The following is a 19,912-nucleotide window of genomic DNA, read 5'->3' on the forward strand; positions in this document are numbered from 1 at the left end:
AATGTGTATATTTACCGATGAGTATTAGTGTATGGAAACGACTCTTTAGTCAGGTTTAGGATGTGCTTTGTGTAAGGAATTGGGTCGTTGTAGATTTTTTAAAATGCATTGGATTAACATAAGTTGATTGTTCGATAATTTATTGTTACAATCTCCTATTATAAATAATAATTATTTTAACCTCATCTTTACCTAGATATGGATAATTCTACCCTGAATAACAGGCGGACCGTATTATACCCTTCGCTATTAATAAAACTATTTACTATTCTAATATTTAGTTTGTTCGCTCCAAAAGCTTTTGCTCAGTTGGATCTAATTCATTATGTGCCGCCATTGTATGAAGGTACATATCATTCGAAGGAAGTTGGTAAACATTGGGTTGTTTTAACTACGCCATCTGAAGAAAAAATTACTGTCGAGATACGAAAAGGTAACGGCGTTTTGCTTGCTTCTGTAAGCGGTGTTTCTAAAACCACGCCTAAAAAATATGTATTTGGAAATGGATCACCAACCAATCCTCCTTTTGGTGTTATAAATTATAAGAAATTAAATACAATAATCTCCGATCAAGGTTTAATCTTCACTTCCACGCAAGCTTTTTATGTTAATATAAGGCATAAGTCAGAAATTCATGGTTTATCCCTTACTGCTAAAGGACAGGCTGCTCTTGGTAAAAATTTTAGGTCTGGACACCTTTATAGTAAGTGGTCAAATCAAAGTATGGGTTGGAGTGATGGTGGGTATAAATATGTTTATGACCATAGGAGCCATTTTATTTCTGTGATGGCAACGGAGGACAATACTCAAGTTACATTTTCTGATATTAAGGTTGCTAACTTAACTTCTAATACGAAAAATGCTTTGCCTGTTACAGGTCCTATTACGGTAAATTTAAATGCTGGACAAAGTTATGTTATTGGTGCTAATTTTAAACCTTTGAATACGTTTAAGGATGAAGCCAATGCTTTGAATGGAACGCATATTACTTCAGATAAACCTATTGCTGTTAATACAGGTTCTTGGTGTGGTGGTTCTGCAAAAGCTGCCTCGCAAGATATTGGTGTCGATCAAATTGTTCCAGAAAAATTAGTAGGTCAGGAATATATCCTATTAAAAGGAAAAGGAAATTCGGAGACCGAACGTCCCATAGTTGTGGCTACTAAGGATAATACTCAAATTCGAGTAAATAGCTCCTCTGCGGTAATTCATACTTTATCAAAGGCAGGTGATTATTATGCTATTCCATCAACATATTACAAAGCGAATGGTGTTATGTTGATAAAAACAACTGAAAATGCTTATTTGTATCAAACAACCTCTGCATCATCAGTATCGTCGACACAACAATATGCTACTGTAGGAATGAATTTTATTCCGCCATTAAGTGCATTAGGCTTTCGACAAGTTGATATTCCTTTTGTAAATGAGTTAGGAACAGGTGTTATCGCTATATATGCTCAAAAAGGGGCAAAAGTTTATGTGAATGGATCCGGCTCACCTTTAAATAATCCGTTAGATGTAAATGGTAATAATGAGTGGGTCGTTTATAGTTATAGTACTTCAGCTACTAATGTAACTGTTGAATCTGATAAGGCTATTTATGTGGCTATGTCTGTTGAAGATATTCCTGTTGGTGCAGCAGGATATTTTTCTGGTTTTACAAAATCTATTTCGCCTATTGATACCACCCTTGTTTTTAACTATGATTTGGGTTATATCTGTTCTAGTCAGGAAGGTAATCTTGATTTAGCAATTAATAGTAAGCCAATTCCCGATTGGTACGAATGGTATCATGATATTGTACATCCTGATTCCATAAAATTTAAGAATCAGAATTTAAATATCCCAATTCCAGATGCAGCGACTAAATATATTTTAAAGGCCTATTTCCGTGATCCTAATATGGATATTCTTTATAATGGAGATTTTGCTATTGGTTGGGGAAGTTCTGCTACCAGTTTAGATCCATTTAAACCTTCAAATCTCGAGGATCTGGGGAAAGTGACGCTAACAGCTAACCCAGAATCAATCAATTCAAAATTTGAGAATTTTACAGATCTAGATGGTGTTGGTAGAATGTTATTGGCTCATTCTAGAGGTGGACATAATGATGTTATATGGGAACAAACAATTAATAGTAGTACCGATATTCCTGATAATTTGTTTGTTTTAAAAGTTTATGGCCGTTTGGCTGAAGCAGGAACTAATCAGTATTTAAATATCTATGTAAATGATGAGCTGGTATATGAGAAATTCAATCTTGATGATGTTACTAAGTGGAAATCTATAAAAGCATATTGGAGAGCTGGTAGCTCAGAAAGTGCTAATTTAAAAATTGTAGATGCAAATGCTAGTGGGAGTGATGCTGTTTTTGCAATTGATAGTATCTCTTTTGTCCCTGCTATTGAGGCAACTAAAGAGTTTAACCCTGCGGTTGTTCCTAGTTATACTTATAATCCTTATGATAAAGGCTTACATTTGTGTAAAGGTGAAGCTCAAGGAATTGCAGATATTTCGTATGGTGATATGGGATGGTTTACTTTCTTGTGGGAAAAGCAGGAACTCGATGGTATTTATGAACCTATAACAGATCCAAATATTACTGGTCAAGATACTTATAAGTTAGTTTTTAATAATGTTGTTAATGGTTATGCTGGTACCTATAGATGTACCATCGGTTTTAGAACTGATTATGAAGAGTGTGGAATAGGAGCAGATCCAACATCTGTTTTAGTTGAAGTTACTGTTGACGACCCTGCGACTTTAGAGCCTCTTAAGGGAAAAACAAAGTTGTGTTATGGCGTTTCTAGTGAAATATCGACTGTTGTATCAGGAGATTTTAGTTTGATAAGGTGGACTGTGTATAAAGATGGTGAGACGACTCCATTTGGAACTTTAGAGAATAATTCAAGTTCTTACGACTTTAATAAGGACAGAAATTATGCCACAGGAAAATATAAAGTTCGTTGTGAAGTCGTTAATGGTTGTTCAACGGATTTATATGAAGATATTAATATAGAGATATTTGGAAGACCTAGTTTAACTAGTTTAGATGTTCCAACTAATTTATGTGATTCGAAACCTGTAGATTTAACTGCTAATGGTTCTGTACCTTCTGGAGCTATTATGGAATACTCATGGTATAGAGATAATACTTTAATTGAAACCACTAATTCAAATATTTACAATATCGAGCCAAATTTATCGGATACTAAGTATAAGGTGGGAGTAGCTGCTCGATACAAAATTGATGGAGCAGATGACCTTGTTTGTACTGGAAATGAAAAATCCAAAATTTTAGTTGCTGGAGATATTTATCCTGAATTAAAATTTAATTTGCCAGATGTTACTATATGTGAAGGATTAGATTTTGATTATAAGTCTGACTTAAAAGTTACGGGTGATGATTATACCTATTTATGGGAAACACCTGCATCTGTTGATGTAGACAAAACCAATGCTAGTCTTAGTTTAAAGGAAATTACGCCAGGCATGGCAGGTAATTATAAGCTAACGGTTACAGATCGATGCGAAACGACTTTTTCTGATACAGGTGAATTGACTATAACACCAAAATTGGATGTTACTGATATTACTATAGATAAGAAAGGTCCTTATTGCGATGGAGATGTTGTAACAATTACGATTGATGCCTTGAATGCTGATTATTATATGGCTGAAAATATTACAGAGGGGCAAAAACAAACAATCAATCCAATTTCAAGTCCTTTTGTGTTGACAGTTAATGCCGATAATGAGGGCGTTTGGAGAATTACCGCTGTTGGTAATTGTGGAGCTAAATATGAGAAATTAGTTACTGTAAATATATTGGATGCTTTTTCTGACCCATATATTACTGATACAGAAGCTTGTGTTGGTGAAAATAAGACATTAGAAACTGTTGTTACAACACCTCCTGTAGGTGTAAGTTTAAAATATCAGTGGAAAGATCAATTAGGAAATGAAATTGTTGGAGCTACCAGTTCAACACTAGAATTTAAACCTGTAAAATTGGCCGATGCTGGTGAATATACTTGCGTTGTACGTGATGGTGTTTGTACTAATAAAGAAGCCAAAGGGACTTTAAGTGTTGATGATATTACCAGTACATTGAAGCAAGGAACAGTAAATGTATGTGAAGGTACCGAAAATTATCGTTTTGATATTTCTTATGAAGGAACGCCAACATTTACCTGGTATTATAAAGGAGCAGATGATGTAGAGATTGATTTAGGTAGAACTGATTCGTTTTATGAAATTCCAACAGTTACTACTGATAAGGCTGGTTTATACTATTGTGTTATAAATTCAGCATGTGGTGATGAATTGTTTGAACAAACATTAAATGTTCTAAAACAAGTTACCGTAACTAATGATGCATCTGTTAAATTGGATATTTGTGAAGGTACGCAGACAGAACTCAAAATTAATGTTACTGGTACCCCAAATTCAATTAAGTGGTTTGATAATAGTAATGCAGAAGTTACAGCTTCTAGAGATCAGTTAAGATTATCGACAGGAAAATTAGCATCAGGAACTTATACATACCGATATGAATTAACTGGTGATTGTAATAATCCTACTGGTAGTTTCGTAGTGCATGTTCATAAAAAACCAAGTATTACTGTTAGTGATGTAACGGGTTGTGAAGGGGATATTCCTTTAATTATGACCGTGACTGGAACTGATTATAGTGATCCATTATGGTTGAATCCAGATAATTCTGATTTGGCTAGTGGTTTAACTGCTACAATTGTTGATGCGAAGTACTTAACTTCATCAGGTAATTATACAGCTAAAATTAGTACTGACTTTTGTGGTGAATTTTCAACAACAGCTAAAGTAAATGTACTTGAACCGGTATCTCTTGTTTCAAATTCAGAATTGAATCCACACGTGTGTTTGGGTAAATCTCTTAGTTTAAAAGTTGAGGGCAAAGGTGATGCTTTATCATACAAATGGTATAAGGGTGCAACATTGTTATCTTCAACAGAGAATACTTTAGATATTACTTCTGCCAAAATAAGTGACGAAGGAAATTACCGTTGTCAACTTGTTTCGACATGTGAAAATGTTGATGTTGATTTTGTAGTTGATGTACGTGAGAATGCAACTGTTTCATTATTAAATGATGTTACTGTTTGTGAAGACGATACATTTGCAGAATTTTCAGTAACAGGAACCGCCGAAGATTCACCATCATACCAATGGTATAATAGTGATAATACAGCGCTTAGCAATGCAGGTGATTTTTCAGGTGTAACGACATCAACACTAAAAATTGTTAATGTGTTAAATCATGAAAATAAATCTTTTTATTGTGTTGTTAGTGGTGATTATTGTACTTCGGCACAATCAAGATCTGCAAAACTGTCAGTAGGTAAGAATGTAGACATTACTCACCAACCTGGTAGTATTTCTATTCAAGAAAAAGGAACAGCTTCTTTTTCTGTTGATGCAACGGGTACACCTTCTGCATCTGAAACTGAATTAACATATCAATGGTTTGTAAATACTGGGTCAGGTTTCACTAGCATGGGAAATACGCCAACCTCAGCACAGTTAAAGACGCTTATTTTAACTGATGTGCCTTTATCTTCAGATGGTTACATCTATCATTGTGTTGTTACTGGATCTTGTGAACCAGCAACAAGTGATCCTGCAATACTTTCGGTATCAGTTGATAATAGAATTACGAGTACTGTTTCGAATGCAAAAGCCTGTGAAGGAAGTTCATTTATGTTTACAGTAGGATATAATAATACAACAGATGACTGTACTTGGGAATATGATGATGGATCGGGTTATGCTGATGCAAGTGGTTTAGGATCAGTTGTAAATGGTACAACATCTTCTACTTTGACAGTAACTACTGCTACAACAGCAATGGAGACAGATTCTTGGAAATTTAGAGCTCGTGTTTTAAGATCGGGTTATGATGATAATTTATCAAATGAAGCTACTGTAACAGTTTATGAACAAGTTGTTATTTCTGATATTTCGAACACGGTCTTGTGTCCTAATTTGGGTGGAAGTTTCAATGTTAATACAACTGCTGGAACAGAACCTTATACTTATGAGTGGACTAGAGTGTCGACGGGTGACGTTTTAGGTTCGTCGTCTAATTTATCTTTATCTGTTTCAGAAGCAGTAAGTGAAGAATATAATGTGAAAGTTTCGAATACAGTCTGTCCAGATGTAAACAAGAAATTTACTATTTCACGTTATCCAGATTTAGTATTAACTGATCTTGCACATACAAGTCCTCTTTGTATAGATGATGATATTAATTTAAGTGCAGTTTTAACTGAAGGACCTGCATCGGCAGCTACTTATGTATGGACCAAGGATGGTTCTGATTTATCAGAACCAAGTAATTCATATTCTAAGCTAAATGTGACGACAGGTGAAAAAGGTATTTATAAAGTTGTTGTAACTGATGAGTGTACATCAAAAACATCATCAGTTTCTATAGATGTTTTAGATGCTATTAGTTTGGTTGCTGTATCATCAGTAAGTCAAGATGTTTGTGAAGGTGAACCATTCGATTTACAAGTTAAAGGTACAGGTGATGCTTTGGTTTATAATTGGTATAAAATAGATGCCCTAGGTGGTTCAATTGTTGGTGCTAGTTTATCTACAGATAAAAATTACCATGTTACTGGTTTATCAACTACTGGAGCGAATTATTACCGTTGTGTTTTAAGTTCGATACCTGATTGTACACAACCTGAACTTGATTTTACTGTTAATGTTCAGGAAAAACTTGGACTAAATCCTCTTGCAGCTATTACGATTTGTGAAGATTTAGGATCTTCTGAATTTGCGGTAACTACAAGTAAGGGTACTCCATTATCTTACCAATGGTATGATAATGATACAGAGATATCAGGAGAAACAAATGCGAACTTATTTGTTGATAATGTATTAACAAATAACGGTCATAATTATCATGTTGTTGTTGTTGGAGCTTGTAATTCTGTTAAGTCTAATAAAGCCTTGTTTACAGTCAATGAAAATGTGACTATTACGACTCAACCGGTTGATGTAAGTGTAGTTGATTTAGGAACGACTTCATTTTCTGTTGTGGCTTACGGAACAGGATCTTTAACATATCAATGGTTTGAGAATACTGGTTCAGGTTTTGTTAATATGGGGAATACTCCAGCTTCAGCACAGACAAGTGAGTTAGTGTTAACTAATGTACCTTCAGCTTCTGATGGAAATCTTTATCGATGTGAAGTGAGTGGAACTTGTGATCCTGCTACTAGTGAACCTGCAAAATTAACAGTTAATACAAGTATTAAGATTACAGAAAATCCTAAAAATACTCAAATATGTGAGGGAAGTCCCTTCTCTTTTGAGGTGAAATTTAAGAACACTGTAACTTCTTGTGTATGGCAATATGACGATGGGGAGGGTTCTGGTTTTAAACCAGCTAGTTCCAATTCGAAAATGAAGACAAACCCTTTAGTATTTAGTAGTGGTGATGAATCAAGTGTTTTGACTATAGATCCATCTACTTTTGCTATGAATGGTTATCAGTTTAGAGCTTTTATCAATGGAGTTGAATATTCAAGTGTTGCTAAAGTAGCTGTTTATCAGAAAGTTGTTGTTTCTGATATTTCAGATGAGACTTTATGTCTAGGAACTGGAAAGAATTTTATAGTGAACGTTACGGCAGGTACAAGCCCTTATACTTACGAGTGGAAAAAAGGAGCAACCGGATTAGGCACAGCTTCAAATTTGAACTTAGATGCAGCTTCTGCAATTGATGGAACTTATTCTGTTAGTGTAACGAATGCTTTGTGTCCAACTGTAACAAAAAGCTTTGAAATTAAGCATCATCCAGATTTAGTATTTACCGATCTAACACATGCAAGTCCACTTTGTTTAGGTGACGAAATCAGTTTAGATGCAACAGCAACAAGTTCTGCACCAGATTTGACTTACGCTTGGACACAGGATGGAACTTCAATAGGTTCTGATCCAACATATGGTAAACTACCTGTGGAAATAGGTGATAGAGGAATCTATAAAGTTATCGTTAAAGATAAGTGTACATCAAAAACATCATCAGTTTCTATAGATGTTCTAGATGCAATTAGTTTGGCTCGTGTATCACCAGAAAGTCAAAATGTTTGTGAAGGCGAACCATTTGACTTGCAAGTTCAAGGTACAGGTGATGCTTTGGTTTATAATTGGTATAAACTTGATGGACCGAGTGGAACTTTAGGTGCTAGTTTATCTACAGATAAAAATTATCATGTTGCTGGTTTATCAACAACTGGAGCAAATTATTATCGATGTGTTTTAAGTACAACATATGGTTGTACTCCAGATGAACTTAATTTTACAGTTAATGTTCAAGAGAATGTATCAGTTAGTGATCCTGCTGCAATAAAGATATGTGAAGATGGATCGACATCTAGTTTTAGTGTGACTGCTTCGGGAGAAGAACCATTTACTTACCAATGGTATAATAATGCTGGCGAAATGTCAGGCGAAACTGGCTCAAGCGTATCTGTAAATAACGTATTGGCAAATAATGGTCAAAATTACTATTGTATTGTTGGTGGAACATGTAAGTCGGCAGAGTCTAATAAAGCCTTGTTTACAGTCAATGAGAATGTGACTATTACTAGCCAATCTGGTAATCAAACTATAAATGAAATGGGATCGGCTACTTTTACAGTCGATGCAACGGGTACTGGTTTATCTTATCAGTGGTATGAGAATGGTTCGAGTATGGGAAGTACTCCAGCTTCAGCTCAAACGAATACTTTAAGCTTGAGTTCTGTTCTATTTTCAAGTAATGGACACAAATATAAATGTGTTGTAACTGGAACATGTGTTAATGCAACAAGTACAGAAGCAATTCTTACGGTTATAAAAGAGAATAGAATTCTAGTACAAGCAGAAAATGCTGTCGTTTGTGAAGGAAATCCTTTCGAATTTGTGGTGCAGTATAAAAATACAACGACTAATTGTATTTGGAAATATAATGACGGATCTGGTTATGTAGATGCAAGTAGTATTGGAACAATTGATAATGATGCAACAACTTTAACTTCAACTTTGACAGTGACAAAAGCTACAAAAGAGATGGAGAAGGATTCTTGGAAGTTTAAAGCTTTTGTTGAAAGAACTGGTTACGACGATAATGTATCAAATGAAGTTGGAGTAAGAGTAGATATACCAGCTACTTTTGCAGATATTGACGATAAAGTGATTTGTAATGGTACTGGAGCTAGTTTTAGTATAAATGGTTTATCAGGTTCAACTCCTCATACCTATACTTGGACTGAAGGAGCAAGAGTTTTTGATCCTAATTCAAGTTTAAGTCTAACAGCAGCTGAAGCTACTGATGGAACTTATACAGTTGGTGTTACTGCTGGTGTTTGTCCAGCTGTTACTGATCCTTTTGTTATCTCTCATTATGATGATTTAGTATTAAAAGATTTGGTACATGATAATACGCTTTGTCCTGAAGGAAAAATTGATTTAACAGTTGAAACAGAAATAGGATCATCTGTTCCTGAAACTTATGCTTGGTCTAAAGATGGATCTGACATTTTAGGAGCATCGACAGCATCATATGAAAAATTAAATGTTACTGATGTTGATGCTGGCCTGTATAAGGTTACGGTTGAAGATCACTGTATGACTCAATCTAAATCGATACGTATTGATGTTTTAGATGTTGTTGCCAAAACGGATATTTGGACAGATAAAACACTTTGTGCTGGTGATGGTTTATTGTTCGAAGCTACAGTAAGTGGTGATAGTCCTGTATATACATGGAAAGTTCCAACTGGTGTTACTAATCCAGGAAATGTTTCTACATATAAAATTGATGCTGTAACAGAAGCCAATGAGGGATTATATGAATGTTCTGTTAAAGGAACTTGTGGCGAAGCTGTAGTTTATTCAGCTAAAGTTGTTGTAGACCATGCTCCAAATATTACAGCCGATCTTGCTCTAAATCCAATTTGTGTAGGAGATGATCTAGAACTTGGACCAATTGCTTATGATCTTACTACTAATACGACTATTGACGAGACTATTGTTTGGAAATTTAATGATGATGTGCTACCTGGGGAAAATGGTCTTAGTTTAGATTTAGGAAAAGCTGAGCTTGATCCTTCTGAGAAAGGTAACTACAGAGTAGAAGTTTCTAATGTTTGTGGTGCTGATTATAGTATAGGATATCAAGATATATATCCAAGACCTACACTTGAGCCTATTGACGATCAAACAGCATGTCAAGGTGAGAATGTTGTATTTAATGCCGTAACAACTGGAGAAGATTTAACTTACCGTTGGTTTGTTGACGATGAAGTTGTAGCTTATACTAAAGAATTCATTATTTCAGACATTCAACCTGAGGATGCATTTAATGCTAAGGTTTACAAAGTAGAATGTATCGTTAGTTCTTCTTGTAGTCCCGATATGAGTGAAACAGCTATGGTTACTGTTAATCCAACTACAATATTAAAATCATCTCTTAAAGGTGAAGTTGTATATGTTGGAAATGAACATGTTTTTGACTTTAATGTTACAGGAAGTGGATTGAAGTTTGAATGGCATCATAGTAAAGTTGATGGTACAGATGAAACTTTAACTGAGGCTACAAAAACATTAACTATAGGAAGTCTATCCTTAGAGGATGCAGGAGAATATTATTGTAAAATAAAAGGTGATTGTGGAACTAGATTTACATCGGGATATTTAAGTGTAAAAGATCCATTAAAGGTTATAACAAGTCTTAGTTCAGATGATATTGAAAGATGTGAAGGAGAGCCACTAAACTTAAACATTAGTGTAGAGGGAGAAGTTTTCGATATTCAGTGGTACTATGCAGCTATAGGCGAAGAAAAAACGCTAATAGTAGGTCAAAAAGAGTTGAATTATTCAATACCTGCTTTAAGTACTGAAAATGCTGGAACTTATTCTTGTGTAATTATAGGTGAAGGTTTAACAGTTACAGAAGAAGTAAATGTTATTGTTTATCCTAATACGGTTCTTAATTCAACTTTAAAAGATCAAACTCTTTGTGAAGGTGAAGATCTCTCTTGGAGCGCTGATGTTTCAGGTGCTGGTTTAACTTATACTTGGAAACATGAAGCGGAAGTAATTACTACGATTACCACTAGTAATTTACTTATTGAAGGTGTACAACAGCTCGATGATGCAGGTCTTTATACTGTAGATGTAGAAGGTAAATGTGGTGTTGTAAGCACTGACGCTAATTTAACTGTTAAAATGTTACCTCTATTGGTTAGCAATAGCGATGATTTAGATTTGTGTGAGAATTATCCTGAGGCCATATTTATGGCGACTTTTACAGGTGATGATTTACAATACCAATGGCAAAAAGATGGTGTTGATATTGAAGACGCCAATGGTACTGAGTTGAAAATTCTGGATGTACGAGTTGAAGATGCTGGTGATTACACTTGTATTGCAATTAGTCCTACCTGTGGAGACGCTACTAGTGGCATAATGAAACTTATTGTTACGCCACAACTGGAGATTTTAAGTGAAACGCCGGGTATGGATGTTTGTGCAGAAGAAGATGCTCAATTTGAGATCGAGGTTGATGGAAATGATGTTAAGTATCAGTGGTATAAGCTTGGTAAAGAGGGTGATCCTATTAAAGGTGCTACTGGTATAAATACTTCACAGTTGTCAATTGACTCTGTAAGTTTAAGTGAAGAAGGGTATTATTATTGTGGAGTAACCGATAAGTGTTCGACATCTGAACGCTATTCTAATCCTAAAAAACTAACGGTTAATCCACTACCAAACTCAAAAATTATTGGTCGTATGACGCTTTGTGTATTGGAAGATAGGGTAGCCTATAATACTGAAGTCACACCTTACAATAATTATGGTTGGTTAGTTGATGGAGGTGAGTTTACTATGCCTGCCCAAGGGGATAGAACTAAGATTACTTGGGGTGAAGTGGTAGAAGGCAGTAAAATTGGCTTAGAGATACTTAATGAAGAAACAGGTTGCTCTTTTAAACTAGACTCTGCAGTAACTCTTCGTCCTCTTCCTAAAGTAGATTTAGCTCCTTTTCAAACTTATGGGGTATGTAAAAAAGATGATATTCATTTAAATAAAGGAATTGTAAATGGAGAAGCAGAAGAAGGAGGGATTTACTGGATAAATGGTGTTGCCGAAAATGAATTTATACCAAGTGAAAGAGGCAATGGCCAATATAATGTGAGATATTCCTATACCGATAAATATGGTTGTTCAAATACGTCGAAAGAGTTTGTTTTGACAGTCGATTCCTTACCTATCGTTAAGATTATGGATGATGTTGTTGTTGGTACTTGTGAAACAAAACAGTTAAGTGCGACTACCGATGAGGATAATATTAGATGGTCTCCAAGTTTGTATTTAGATGATAAATATTCTAAGACGCCAACATTTACAGCAGGAGAATCAACACTTTATGTTGCTGAAGTGCAAGATGAGCATAAGTGTTGGGGGAATGATATTATAAATGTTACAGTGGCTCCATTACCTACCATTACAACGATTAATGATACGATTATTGGTGAGTGTAAGGAAATTGAGTTGAAAACAGTTATCTCGGGTGATATAGATGAGATTTCTTGGTCTAATCCTGGTGATTTAGATGAACCTGATAATTCAAACCCTAAGTTGATTAATCGACAAGTTGGTGTGACTGATTATCAAATTAATGTAACCGATAAGTACGGTTGTATTGCTTCAGGATCGGTAAAAGTAGAGGTGCTTCCTAATCCAGAAGTTGGAGAAAGTCAAAATCTATGTCAAGGTGAAAGTCTCGTTATAGATACTAGAGACCTTTCTAATCCAGTTTGGACTGATGGTTTTTCTGATTGGGAAAGAACAATTGATGAGCCAGGAGAGTATATGTTAAGTGTTGAGCAGAATGGTTGCAAGTTATCTCAGAAAATTGTGATGAATCCAACTCCTAAGTTTGAACTTGATCATACAGTACAGCCTGGTATCGTTATTTTCCAAGGGCAAACAGTGACGCTTGAACCAGATTTAAACCCTGATTTTAGTCCTTATGTATACGATTGGAATGATGGTAGTATACTATCTCAACTCGTTGTTAGTGAATCGGGTGTTTATAAACTTAAGGTTCAAGATAAGTTTGGTTGTGTTGCAACAGATACCGTAGAAGTACTTGTGAAACCAATTGGAATTGAATCACCTGATGCCTTCACACCATTATCGGATAATGAAAATGATCGTTTCTATTTAAAAGATATAAACGTGACTGATGATTTCAAGATGTATGTGTATGACCGTTGGGGAGAGCTTATATATGAAGCTTCAGAACCAGGATATGCCGGTGGTTGGGATGGTACTTATAGAGGTGAAGATTGTCCAGTTGGAACCTATGTATGGATTGTCTTTTTAGATGGAAAAGAAAAAGAAAAAGGGACTGTTACCTTACTTCGATAAAGGATCTAGTTCAACTAAAAAAAATGATTTTTGAGAGTTAAATTTAAAATTACAAGCCTAATTATATTCTGAATTAGGTTTGTAATTTTATTGTGTTTTTTTTAATTTTTTTGAAAGATGAAAATAGTTTCTTAAAATTAGTTTAACACATAAATTATGCTTTTTTTTATAGTCAATAGTAGTTTCTTTCAGAGAGTTAATTATAAAAGGTAATAATTACATGAATAAGCTTATATTTAGTTTAATATTTTTTGTTTTTGGGATAAGCTTAATTGGTCGTGCCCAAGATATCCGTTTCTCTCAGTTTTATGCCAATAAACTCTATTTAAATCCTGCATTAGCCGGATCTAGCGATCATGGAAATGTGAATTTGAATTATCGTAATCAGTGGCCCAATTTAGATTTACCTTTTGTTTCATACAGTTTTTCATACGATAATTTCTTTCCTTCGATCAATGGTGGTTTAGGTTTGTTAGTTATGCAGGATGATCAAGGTGATGGTGCTATAAAAACAACTACATTTTCGGGAGCTTACTCATTCTATTTACGTATAAGTGAGGATTTAGTATTCCGCCCTGCAATACAAGCAGCTATAATTCAAAAGAAGCTTGATTTAAGCAATTTAGTTTTTCCTGATCAGATTGATCCAATATATGGGAATGTATTTAGTCATAATGCAATTGGTGATCCGAATGATAGAAGTTGGAATGGAGCCGATTTTACTGTAGGTTTAATGGCTTATTATAAAAATTTCTACGCAGGAGCAGTAGCCAGCCACCTTAATCAACCGACTCTTAGTTTCGATGATTATGAAGATGGGAATCTACCTGCAAAGTATACTTTTCATGCTGGAGCCGAATTTAATCTGACGGGAGGCCTTCAAGCGAATGGTTTAATTTTGGCACCTGCTTTATTATTTCAAAAACAAGGTGAATTTACCCAAATGAATTATGGAATGTACCTGAGTAAAAGTTCGTTAGTTTTTGGTTTTTGGTTTAATCAAAATTTCCAGTTGAATTACGATGCTGTAATTTTAATGGCAGGTGTTGTTACTGAACGATTTAAATTAGCCTATAGCTATGATTATACAATAACTAAATTGGTAAACTATAATACAGGTGCTCACGAGTTGTCTTTTTCTTTCCCGCTTGAATTTGAAAAGCATAAGAGAAGGCGAAGACCTAATAGGGTAAGACATCCTCAATTTTAAGACAAAAAAAATAGCTTATTCATACGAATAAGCTATTTTTTATTAAATGATTAGTGGTTATTTAATACGTTCAATATATTTTGATCTAATTTGTTTAAGAGTTTCAAGATCTAAATTTTCAGCATAAACACGAATAATATCTACGGCTCTAAAATTAATGTAAATAAAGCCGATAGAAGCATCAAAATGCAACATGTCCATATTGTATCGTACCTGTTTGGTAAGTTCATCAAACTCTCTCCAAGGTATGTTTTTGGTAATAGTAAAGTAGCCATGATTAGCCTCTACACTGTCAAAATAGAAACCATCTTCAACTTCCTTCAAAGAGAAAAATTTGTTTAATCTAGTTATACCTCTATCATAATTGAAGTTAGCTGGCTTATGCATAAAGTTAATTCCCGAAGATATATAACTCGTTTGAAGTTCTTTTATATCAGTATAATGTTCTATACGTCTAACTCTTATGATGTTATAAACTGTGTTGAATATTGTTATTGTTCCTATAGCTGCATGATACTTTTTATTTGTATCATCCATAATTTTCTGAGTAACACGAGTGAAGGTTTCTAAGTTGTATTTTTTATCTGTTACCAAGTAAATGTAATGAGGAGTGACATCCTTTTGTAAGTTGTCGTAATATTCATAAAATCCAGGAAAAGGATTTTTAGATTCTAGAACAAAAGTATTGGGAAGTATAGCGCTTTCAATTAGTTCAAATTCTTCTTCTTTTATAAGGCTTCCATATTTTATTTGTGTATCTTTTTTCATATATAAGAGGGGTTTAGTGGTGCTTGTTTATTGAAAAATAAGTATTTTTTAATTTATATAAGCTATTTAAACTTAACAAAAAATGAAATATAAAACAAGAATTTAAAGCCTTTTTATTGATCTCTAGTGAAGACTAGTTCCTGATTATTTGAAAGATGAGGATTAAATATGTAGCCATCGGAATTGAATGCTTTTAGATGTTCATGATCTGTAATCTCATTTTGAATAATAAAACGAGTCATTAATCCTCTTGCTTTTTTGGCAAAGAAACTGACTACTTTGTATTTTCCATTTTTTAGATCCTTAAAAACAGGCGTAATAATTTCAGCTTCTAGTTTCTTTTTATTTACAGATTTAAAGTATTCGTTTGAAGCCAGATTTATAAGGTATTTATCGTTCTTTTCTTTTAAGGTTTTGTTTATTTCGTTGGTAATCTTATCTCCCCAAAACTCATACAGGTTTTTACCTTTTGTCGTTTGAAGCTTTTTCCCCATTTCTAACCGATAGGCTTGAATTAAATCAAAGGGTTTTAAAAGACCATATAAGCCCGATAGAATTCTTAAATTTGCTTGTGTTGTGTCAAGTTCGCTTTTCTTAAGTGTATTTACATCAAAACTAGTATAAACCTCACCCTTGAAAGCTAAAATAGCTTGTTTGGCATTATCCATATTGAATGGTAATTGCCAACTTAAGAAACGTTCGAAGTTGAGTTGAGCCAAGTTGGGACTAATGCTCATAAATTCAGCAATCTCATCAATAGACAACTTTCTAAGCTGTTTAATTAGAGACTGTGATTCTTTTAAGAAACAAGCTTCAGAGTTGTTTTGACTTTTACTTTGTGTTTCAAAATCTAAAGATTTAGCAGGGGATATGAGAATTAACATGTGTTTTAAATTTAATATTATTAATCTAAGATATAAGATTTGAGACAGATAAGCTAATTGAGTTTTTTGATGTCCTTATTGTTTGTATTTATGTTGCTAGTTTTAATCGACATAAAAAAAGCAGATGACTAGCATCTGCTTTTTAAAATTAGAATTGTCTATTTTTAAAGGTTTTCATCAGGGTATAATGAGTTCCACCATTCATCTTTATCTTTTAGTTGTTTTGCAAAATAGGCAAATATCGTATTGTTCCATAAAATACGTTGTGTGTAATTTACGATATGATGATTCTGGTTTTTAACTTCTACGAAATCAACTTCTTTGCCTAAAAGCTTAAGGGCTTGATACAATTGAATACTCTCTCCAATAGGAACATTCGTATCAACAGTACCATGAATAAGAAGCATTGGTGTTGTTATTTTATCAGCACTAAACAGCGGACTTTGGTCTACATATAGTTTTCTATGACTCCAAGGAAATGATAGTGCAGATGCGTTTACACTGTATGTATACCCCCAATAGCCTTCGCCCCAGTACGAAGTAATATCACTAATTCCTGCATGAGCAATAGCTGCAGCAAAAATGTTAGTTCTTGTCTGAAGCAACATGGTCATGAATCCGCCATATGAAGCGCCTATGCAACCTATCTTGTCAGCATTGATAAAGGAATGAGATGCCGTAAATTTCTTAGTACCTTCTATAATCTCATCGGCAGTCGTAATTCCCCAATTGTTTTGGTGCTCTGCCGAGAATTCTTGCCCAAATCCAGTTGCTCCACTTGGTTGTAATAGATAAACCACATATCCCATTGCAGCATATAAATTTAGAGGGTAACGACCACCAAAACTACGTTCTACAGGAACAGTTCCTGCGTAATAGTTTACAATCATTGGATATTTCTTGTTGGCATCAAAATTTGGAGGATAATAAACACGACCAATAATTGTTTTACCATCTTTTTTAGTGAAATTCCAATCTTCAGTTTTCCCCAATGTGACCTTATCGAAGGCTTCTTTTTCAGGATTACATACGGTTGTTGATTCTTGTTTATTTAAATCGTAAACATATAATCGATATGGACTTGAAATATTGCATGAAATATAGGATAGTGTAGAACCATTTGATGAGATATTAAAATTTTTAACGACATCATCCTTGATGTTTAATTCTGAGAAAGTTTTACTCGATAAATCATACTTAAACAGCTTGATGTAGTCTTTATCATTGGCTTTGAAATAGATGTGACCATCTTTTTTATTCCAAACCGAGTTTCCAATAGCAGGATCAAAATCATAAGAAATTGGATCCACTTTTTTCGTATTCAAATCTAGAATATATAGCTGACCATCGTAGTTGTTTGCTATTTTTTGTTTTCCAATATTTTCTCCCAATTTACCAAAACATGACGGTCCTCCTGCAACTAACAATTTTGAATTGTTTGGTGAATATTGAGCAGAACCCCCAAATAGTTTATCTTTCCAGATGGTATCTACCTCGAATGTTTCAATATCCATCTGATAAAGATTTTGCTTGCTATATGGATATTCATTATAATCTGGTCTCGACTGAGAGAAAAGAATGTGTTTACTATCTGAACTGATATCATTCAATTGAGTTGAAAGGCTTCCGTATGTTAAGCGTTGTTTTACACCACTTTTAATATCTAATTTATAAAGAAAACTACGATATCTAAAACCTGGCAAACGATCTTCCATGCCTTGAATTTTTCTAATTTTCCATTCTTTAGAGTGATCTTTGGCCTCAGAGTAAATAAGTGTTTTAGCATCAGGAGTCCAAGTGTAATTTTCAAAATTGGAAATGCCACTTGCAATCTCTTTTTCTTGACCTTTGTCTAAATCAAAAATGAATATTGAAGTTTTCCCATTATAATTCTTTGTGTAAGAAAGTCTGTTTCCTATTGGTAACCATTCTATTTGAGAAAGACTACTGCCACGAAAAGTATGAATAATTTTACCATTTTCGACAGATTGAACTTCTTTCCAAGATTCCGTTTCATCTGATGGAGGTAGGGTTTGTGAATAGGAGATTAATACAAGTTTCCCATTGGCCGAAAGAGCTGATGAATTTACTTTTTTACCATCAAGAACTTTATTTATAGTGATAAATTGATTTGCGTTTGTTGATATCTCGAAATTATCATTGTTCCAACCTGTCTCAGGTTTTAGTTCAGCTTTGAATTTGTTGTTTGTATTCAAACTTAGAACTTTTATAAGTAAACAATGTTTGCCTGGTTCTAAAGTGAGATTTGAGCTGAGTTCTTTGGCTTCTTCCTTTTTTTGTTCGTAATTCGAAGCAATCTTTTTCCCATCCAAGTATATTTCGAGCATGGGAAAAGTTTGTACAATTAGTTTAGCTTTGCACCAATTTTCAACATTAATATAGCTTACAAAGTAATTTAAATGCTTAGTAGAGCTGTTGGCATTCAGATAGCCTTTTTTAGATAAGCTTGCTATATTCCATTTTAAACTTTCGTTGTTCCATTCTAGAATGTCATTTTCTTCAGGTCTTAATTTTTCAAGATTAATATAGTTTTCACTAAGAAGGTTCTGCAATTGAAAACTTCTACTTTCAATATCTAAAGAATTATGAAAGGCTGGTAATGAAACTGAAGCAGCTTCTGATTGTAACCAATTAGTTAATTTAATTGATTCTTTGTCGGTTTTATTTTTAGCCATAGTACTCATATTGAATATGAGTATTAAGCCAAGAATGGATAGAATTCTTGTCATGTTTATATTTGTTATTTAAGCTGATTTGAAAAGTTAAAACTACGAATTTAACTGACCTTAAAAAAGGACTTTATGCAAGCTGATTATTTTTATGTTTTAGATGTTGTTTTACTTGAAAAAAGTTAATGCTTTTTGATAAAATGGATGATTTATAGAAGAACATATCTTAAGTAGAAAGTGTTTAATTTTTATTATATTGGGAAAATATGGTAATGTATATAGTATAAATTATGATAAAAGATTGTGATTTTCCAGAGTTTATTCTTACTAAGTGGCAAAAATTAATTGATCTGCTTAGTTCAACTTTTAGTTTACCTGCTACTCTAATTATGCAGGTTGATGAAGACTCTATGAAAATATTTGCTAAATGTTCAACTGAAGAAAATCCTTATTTACTTGGTGATACGGAGAAAATTGATGGTTTATATTGTGAGGCTGTAATTAAGTCTAAAGAAAAATTACTAGTCACGAATGCGCTTTCTGATAAGGATTGGGATAAGAATCCAGATCTCAAGTTTGGAATGGTTGCCTATTTAGGCTATCCCATAAAATACGCTTCTGGTGAAATTTTTGGAACAATTTGCGTGTTAGATAATAAAGAAAATCCCTTTGGTAAAACCATAGATAATTTTCTTTTGCAAGTTAGAGATATTATTGAGTTAGATATTTACACTTATCATTCATACGAAAAAGCGAGTAAAGAAATGGAGCAGAATATGCTTCGTCAGTTTAGTCAATTAGGTTTGGATGATAAGACGCAATCTGAAATTGAAAATTATAAACCTAATTATGATTCTTTGTGTCAAGGATTAAATTAATTTAAA

The 19,912-nt window shown here is 33.9% G+C and carries 6 protein-coding genes; 3 read left to right on the top strand and 3 right to left on the bottom strand.

Annotated features, from left to right (window positions below; translation table 11 throughout):
* The first annotated feature begins 198 nt into the window (after positions 1-198).
* A complete protein-coding gene (locus tag EMN46_RS02645) occupies positions 199-13,476 on the top strand; it encodes a gliding motility-associated C-terminal domain-containing protein (RefSeq protein WP_154199129.1) in 13,278 nt (4,425 codons plus the stop codon).
* A 220-nt stretch (positions 13,477-13,696) separates the two neighbouring features.
* Positions 13,697-14,686, top strand: coding sequence for a PorP/SprF family type IX secretion system membrane protein (locus tag EMN46_RS02650; RefSeq protein WP_154199130.1), 990 nt, complete (start codon positions 13,697-13,699; stop codon positions 14,684-14,686).
* Positions 14,687-14,743: 57 nt separating this feature from the next.
* Here the strand turns inward: EMN46_RS02650 and EMN46_RS02655 are convergent, their stop codons facing one another.
* The 3 genes from EMN46_RS02655 to EMN46_RS02665 all read right to left on the bottom strand — a co-directional run bounded on the left by EMN46_RS02655 (position 14,744) and on the right by EMN46_RS02665 (position 19,088).
* On the bottom strand, positions 14,744-15,454 hold the full coding sequence (locus tag EMN46_RS02655; protein WP_154199131.1) for a hypothetical protein: 711 nt from the start codon (positions 15,452-15,454) through the stop codon (positions 14,744-14,746).
* A gap of 113 nt (positions 15,455-15,567) precedes the next feature.
* A complete protein-coding gene (gene yaaA / locus EMN46_RS02660; RefSeq protein WP_154199132.1) occupies positions 15,568-16,338 on the bottom strand; it encodes a peroxide stress protein YaaA in 771 nt (256 codons plus the stop codon).
* Between the two features lie 164 nt (positions 16,339-16,502).
* Complete coding sequence (locus tag EMN46_RS02665; RefSeq protein ID WP_154199133.1) at positions 16,503-19,088, bottom strand: S9 family peptidase; 2,586 nt, start codon at positions 19,086-19,088, stop codon at positions 16,503-16,505.
* Between the two features lie 230 nt (positions 19,089-19,318).
* Between EMN46_RS02665 and EMN46_RS02670 the strand changes: the two genes are divergently transcribed.
* Positions 19,319-19,906, top strand: a complete 588-nt coding sequence (locus tag EMN46_RS02670) for a GAF domain-containing protein (RefSeq protein WP_154199134.1) — start codon at positions 19,319-19,321, stop codon at positions 19,904-19,906.
* Positions 19,907-19,912: the final 6 nt, after the last annotated feature.

Origin of the sequence: Ancylomarina sp. 16SWW S1-10-2, assembly GCF_009669305.1 — a bacterium.
Classification (GTDB): Bacteria; Bacteroidota; Bacteroidia; order Bacteroidales; family Marinifilaceae; genus Ancylomarina.

Coding starts and splice junctions, on each gene's coding strand:
- EMN46_RS02650 (WP_154199130.1), top strand. CDS start 13,697: ATGAATAAGCTTATATTTAGTTTAATATTTTTTGTTTTTGGGATAAGC.
- EMN46_RS02670 (WP_154199134.1), top strand. CDS start 19,319: ATGATAAAAGATTGTGATTTTCCAGAGTTTATTCTTACTAAGTGGCAA.
- EMN46_RS02665 (WP_154199133.1), bottom strand. CDS start 19,088: ATGACAAGAATTCTATCCATTCTTGGCTTAATACTCATATTCAATATG.
- yaaA (WP_154199132.1), bottom strand. CDS start 16,338: ATGTTAATTCTCATATCCCCTGCTAAATCTTTAGATTTTGAAACACAA.
- EMN46_RS02645 (WP_154199129.1), top strand. CDS start 199: ATGGATAATTCTACCCTGAATAACAGGCGGACCGTATTATACCCTTCG.
- EMN46_RS02655 (WP_154199131.1), bottom strand. CDS start 15,454: ATGAAAAAAGATACACAAATAAAATATGGAAGCCTTATAAAAGAAGAA.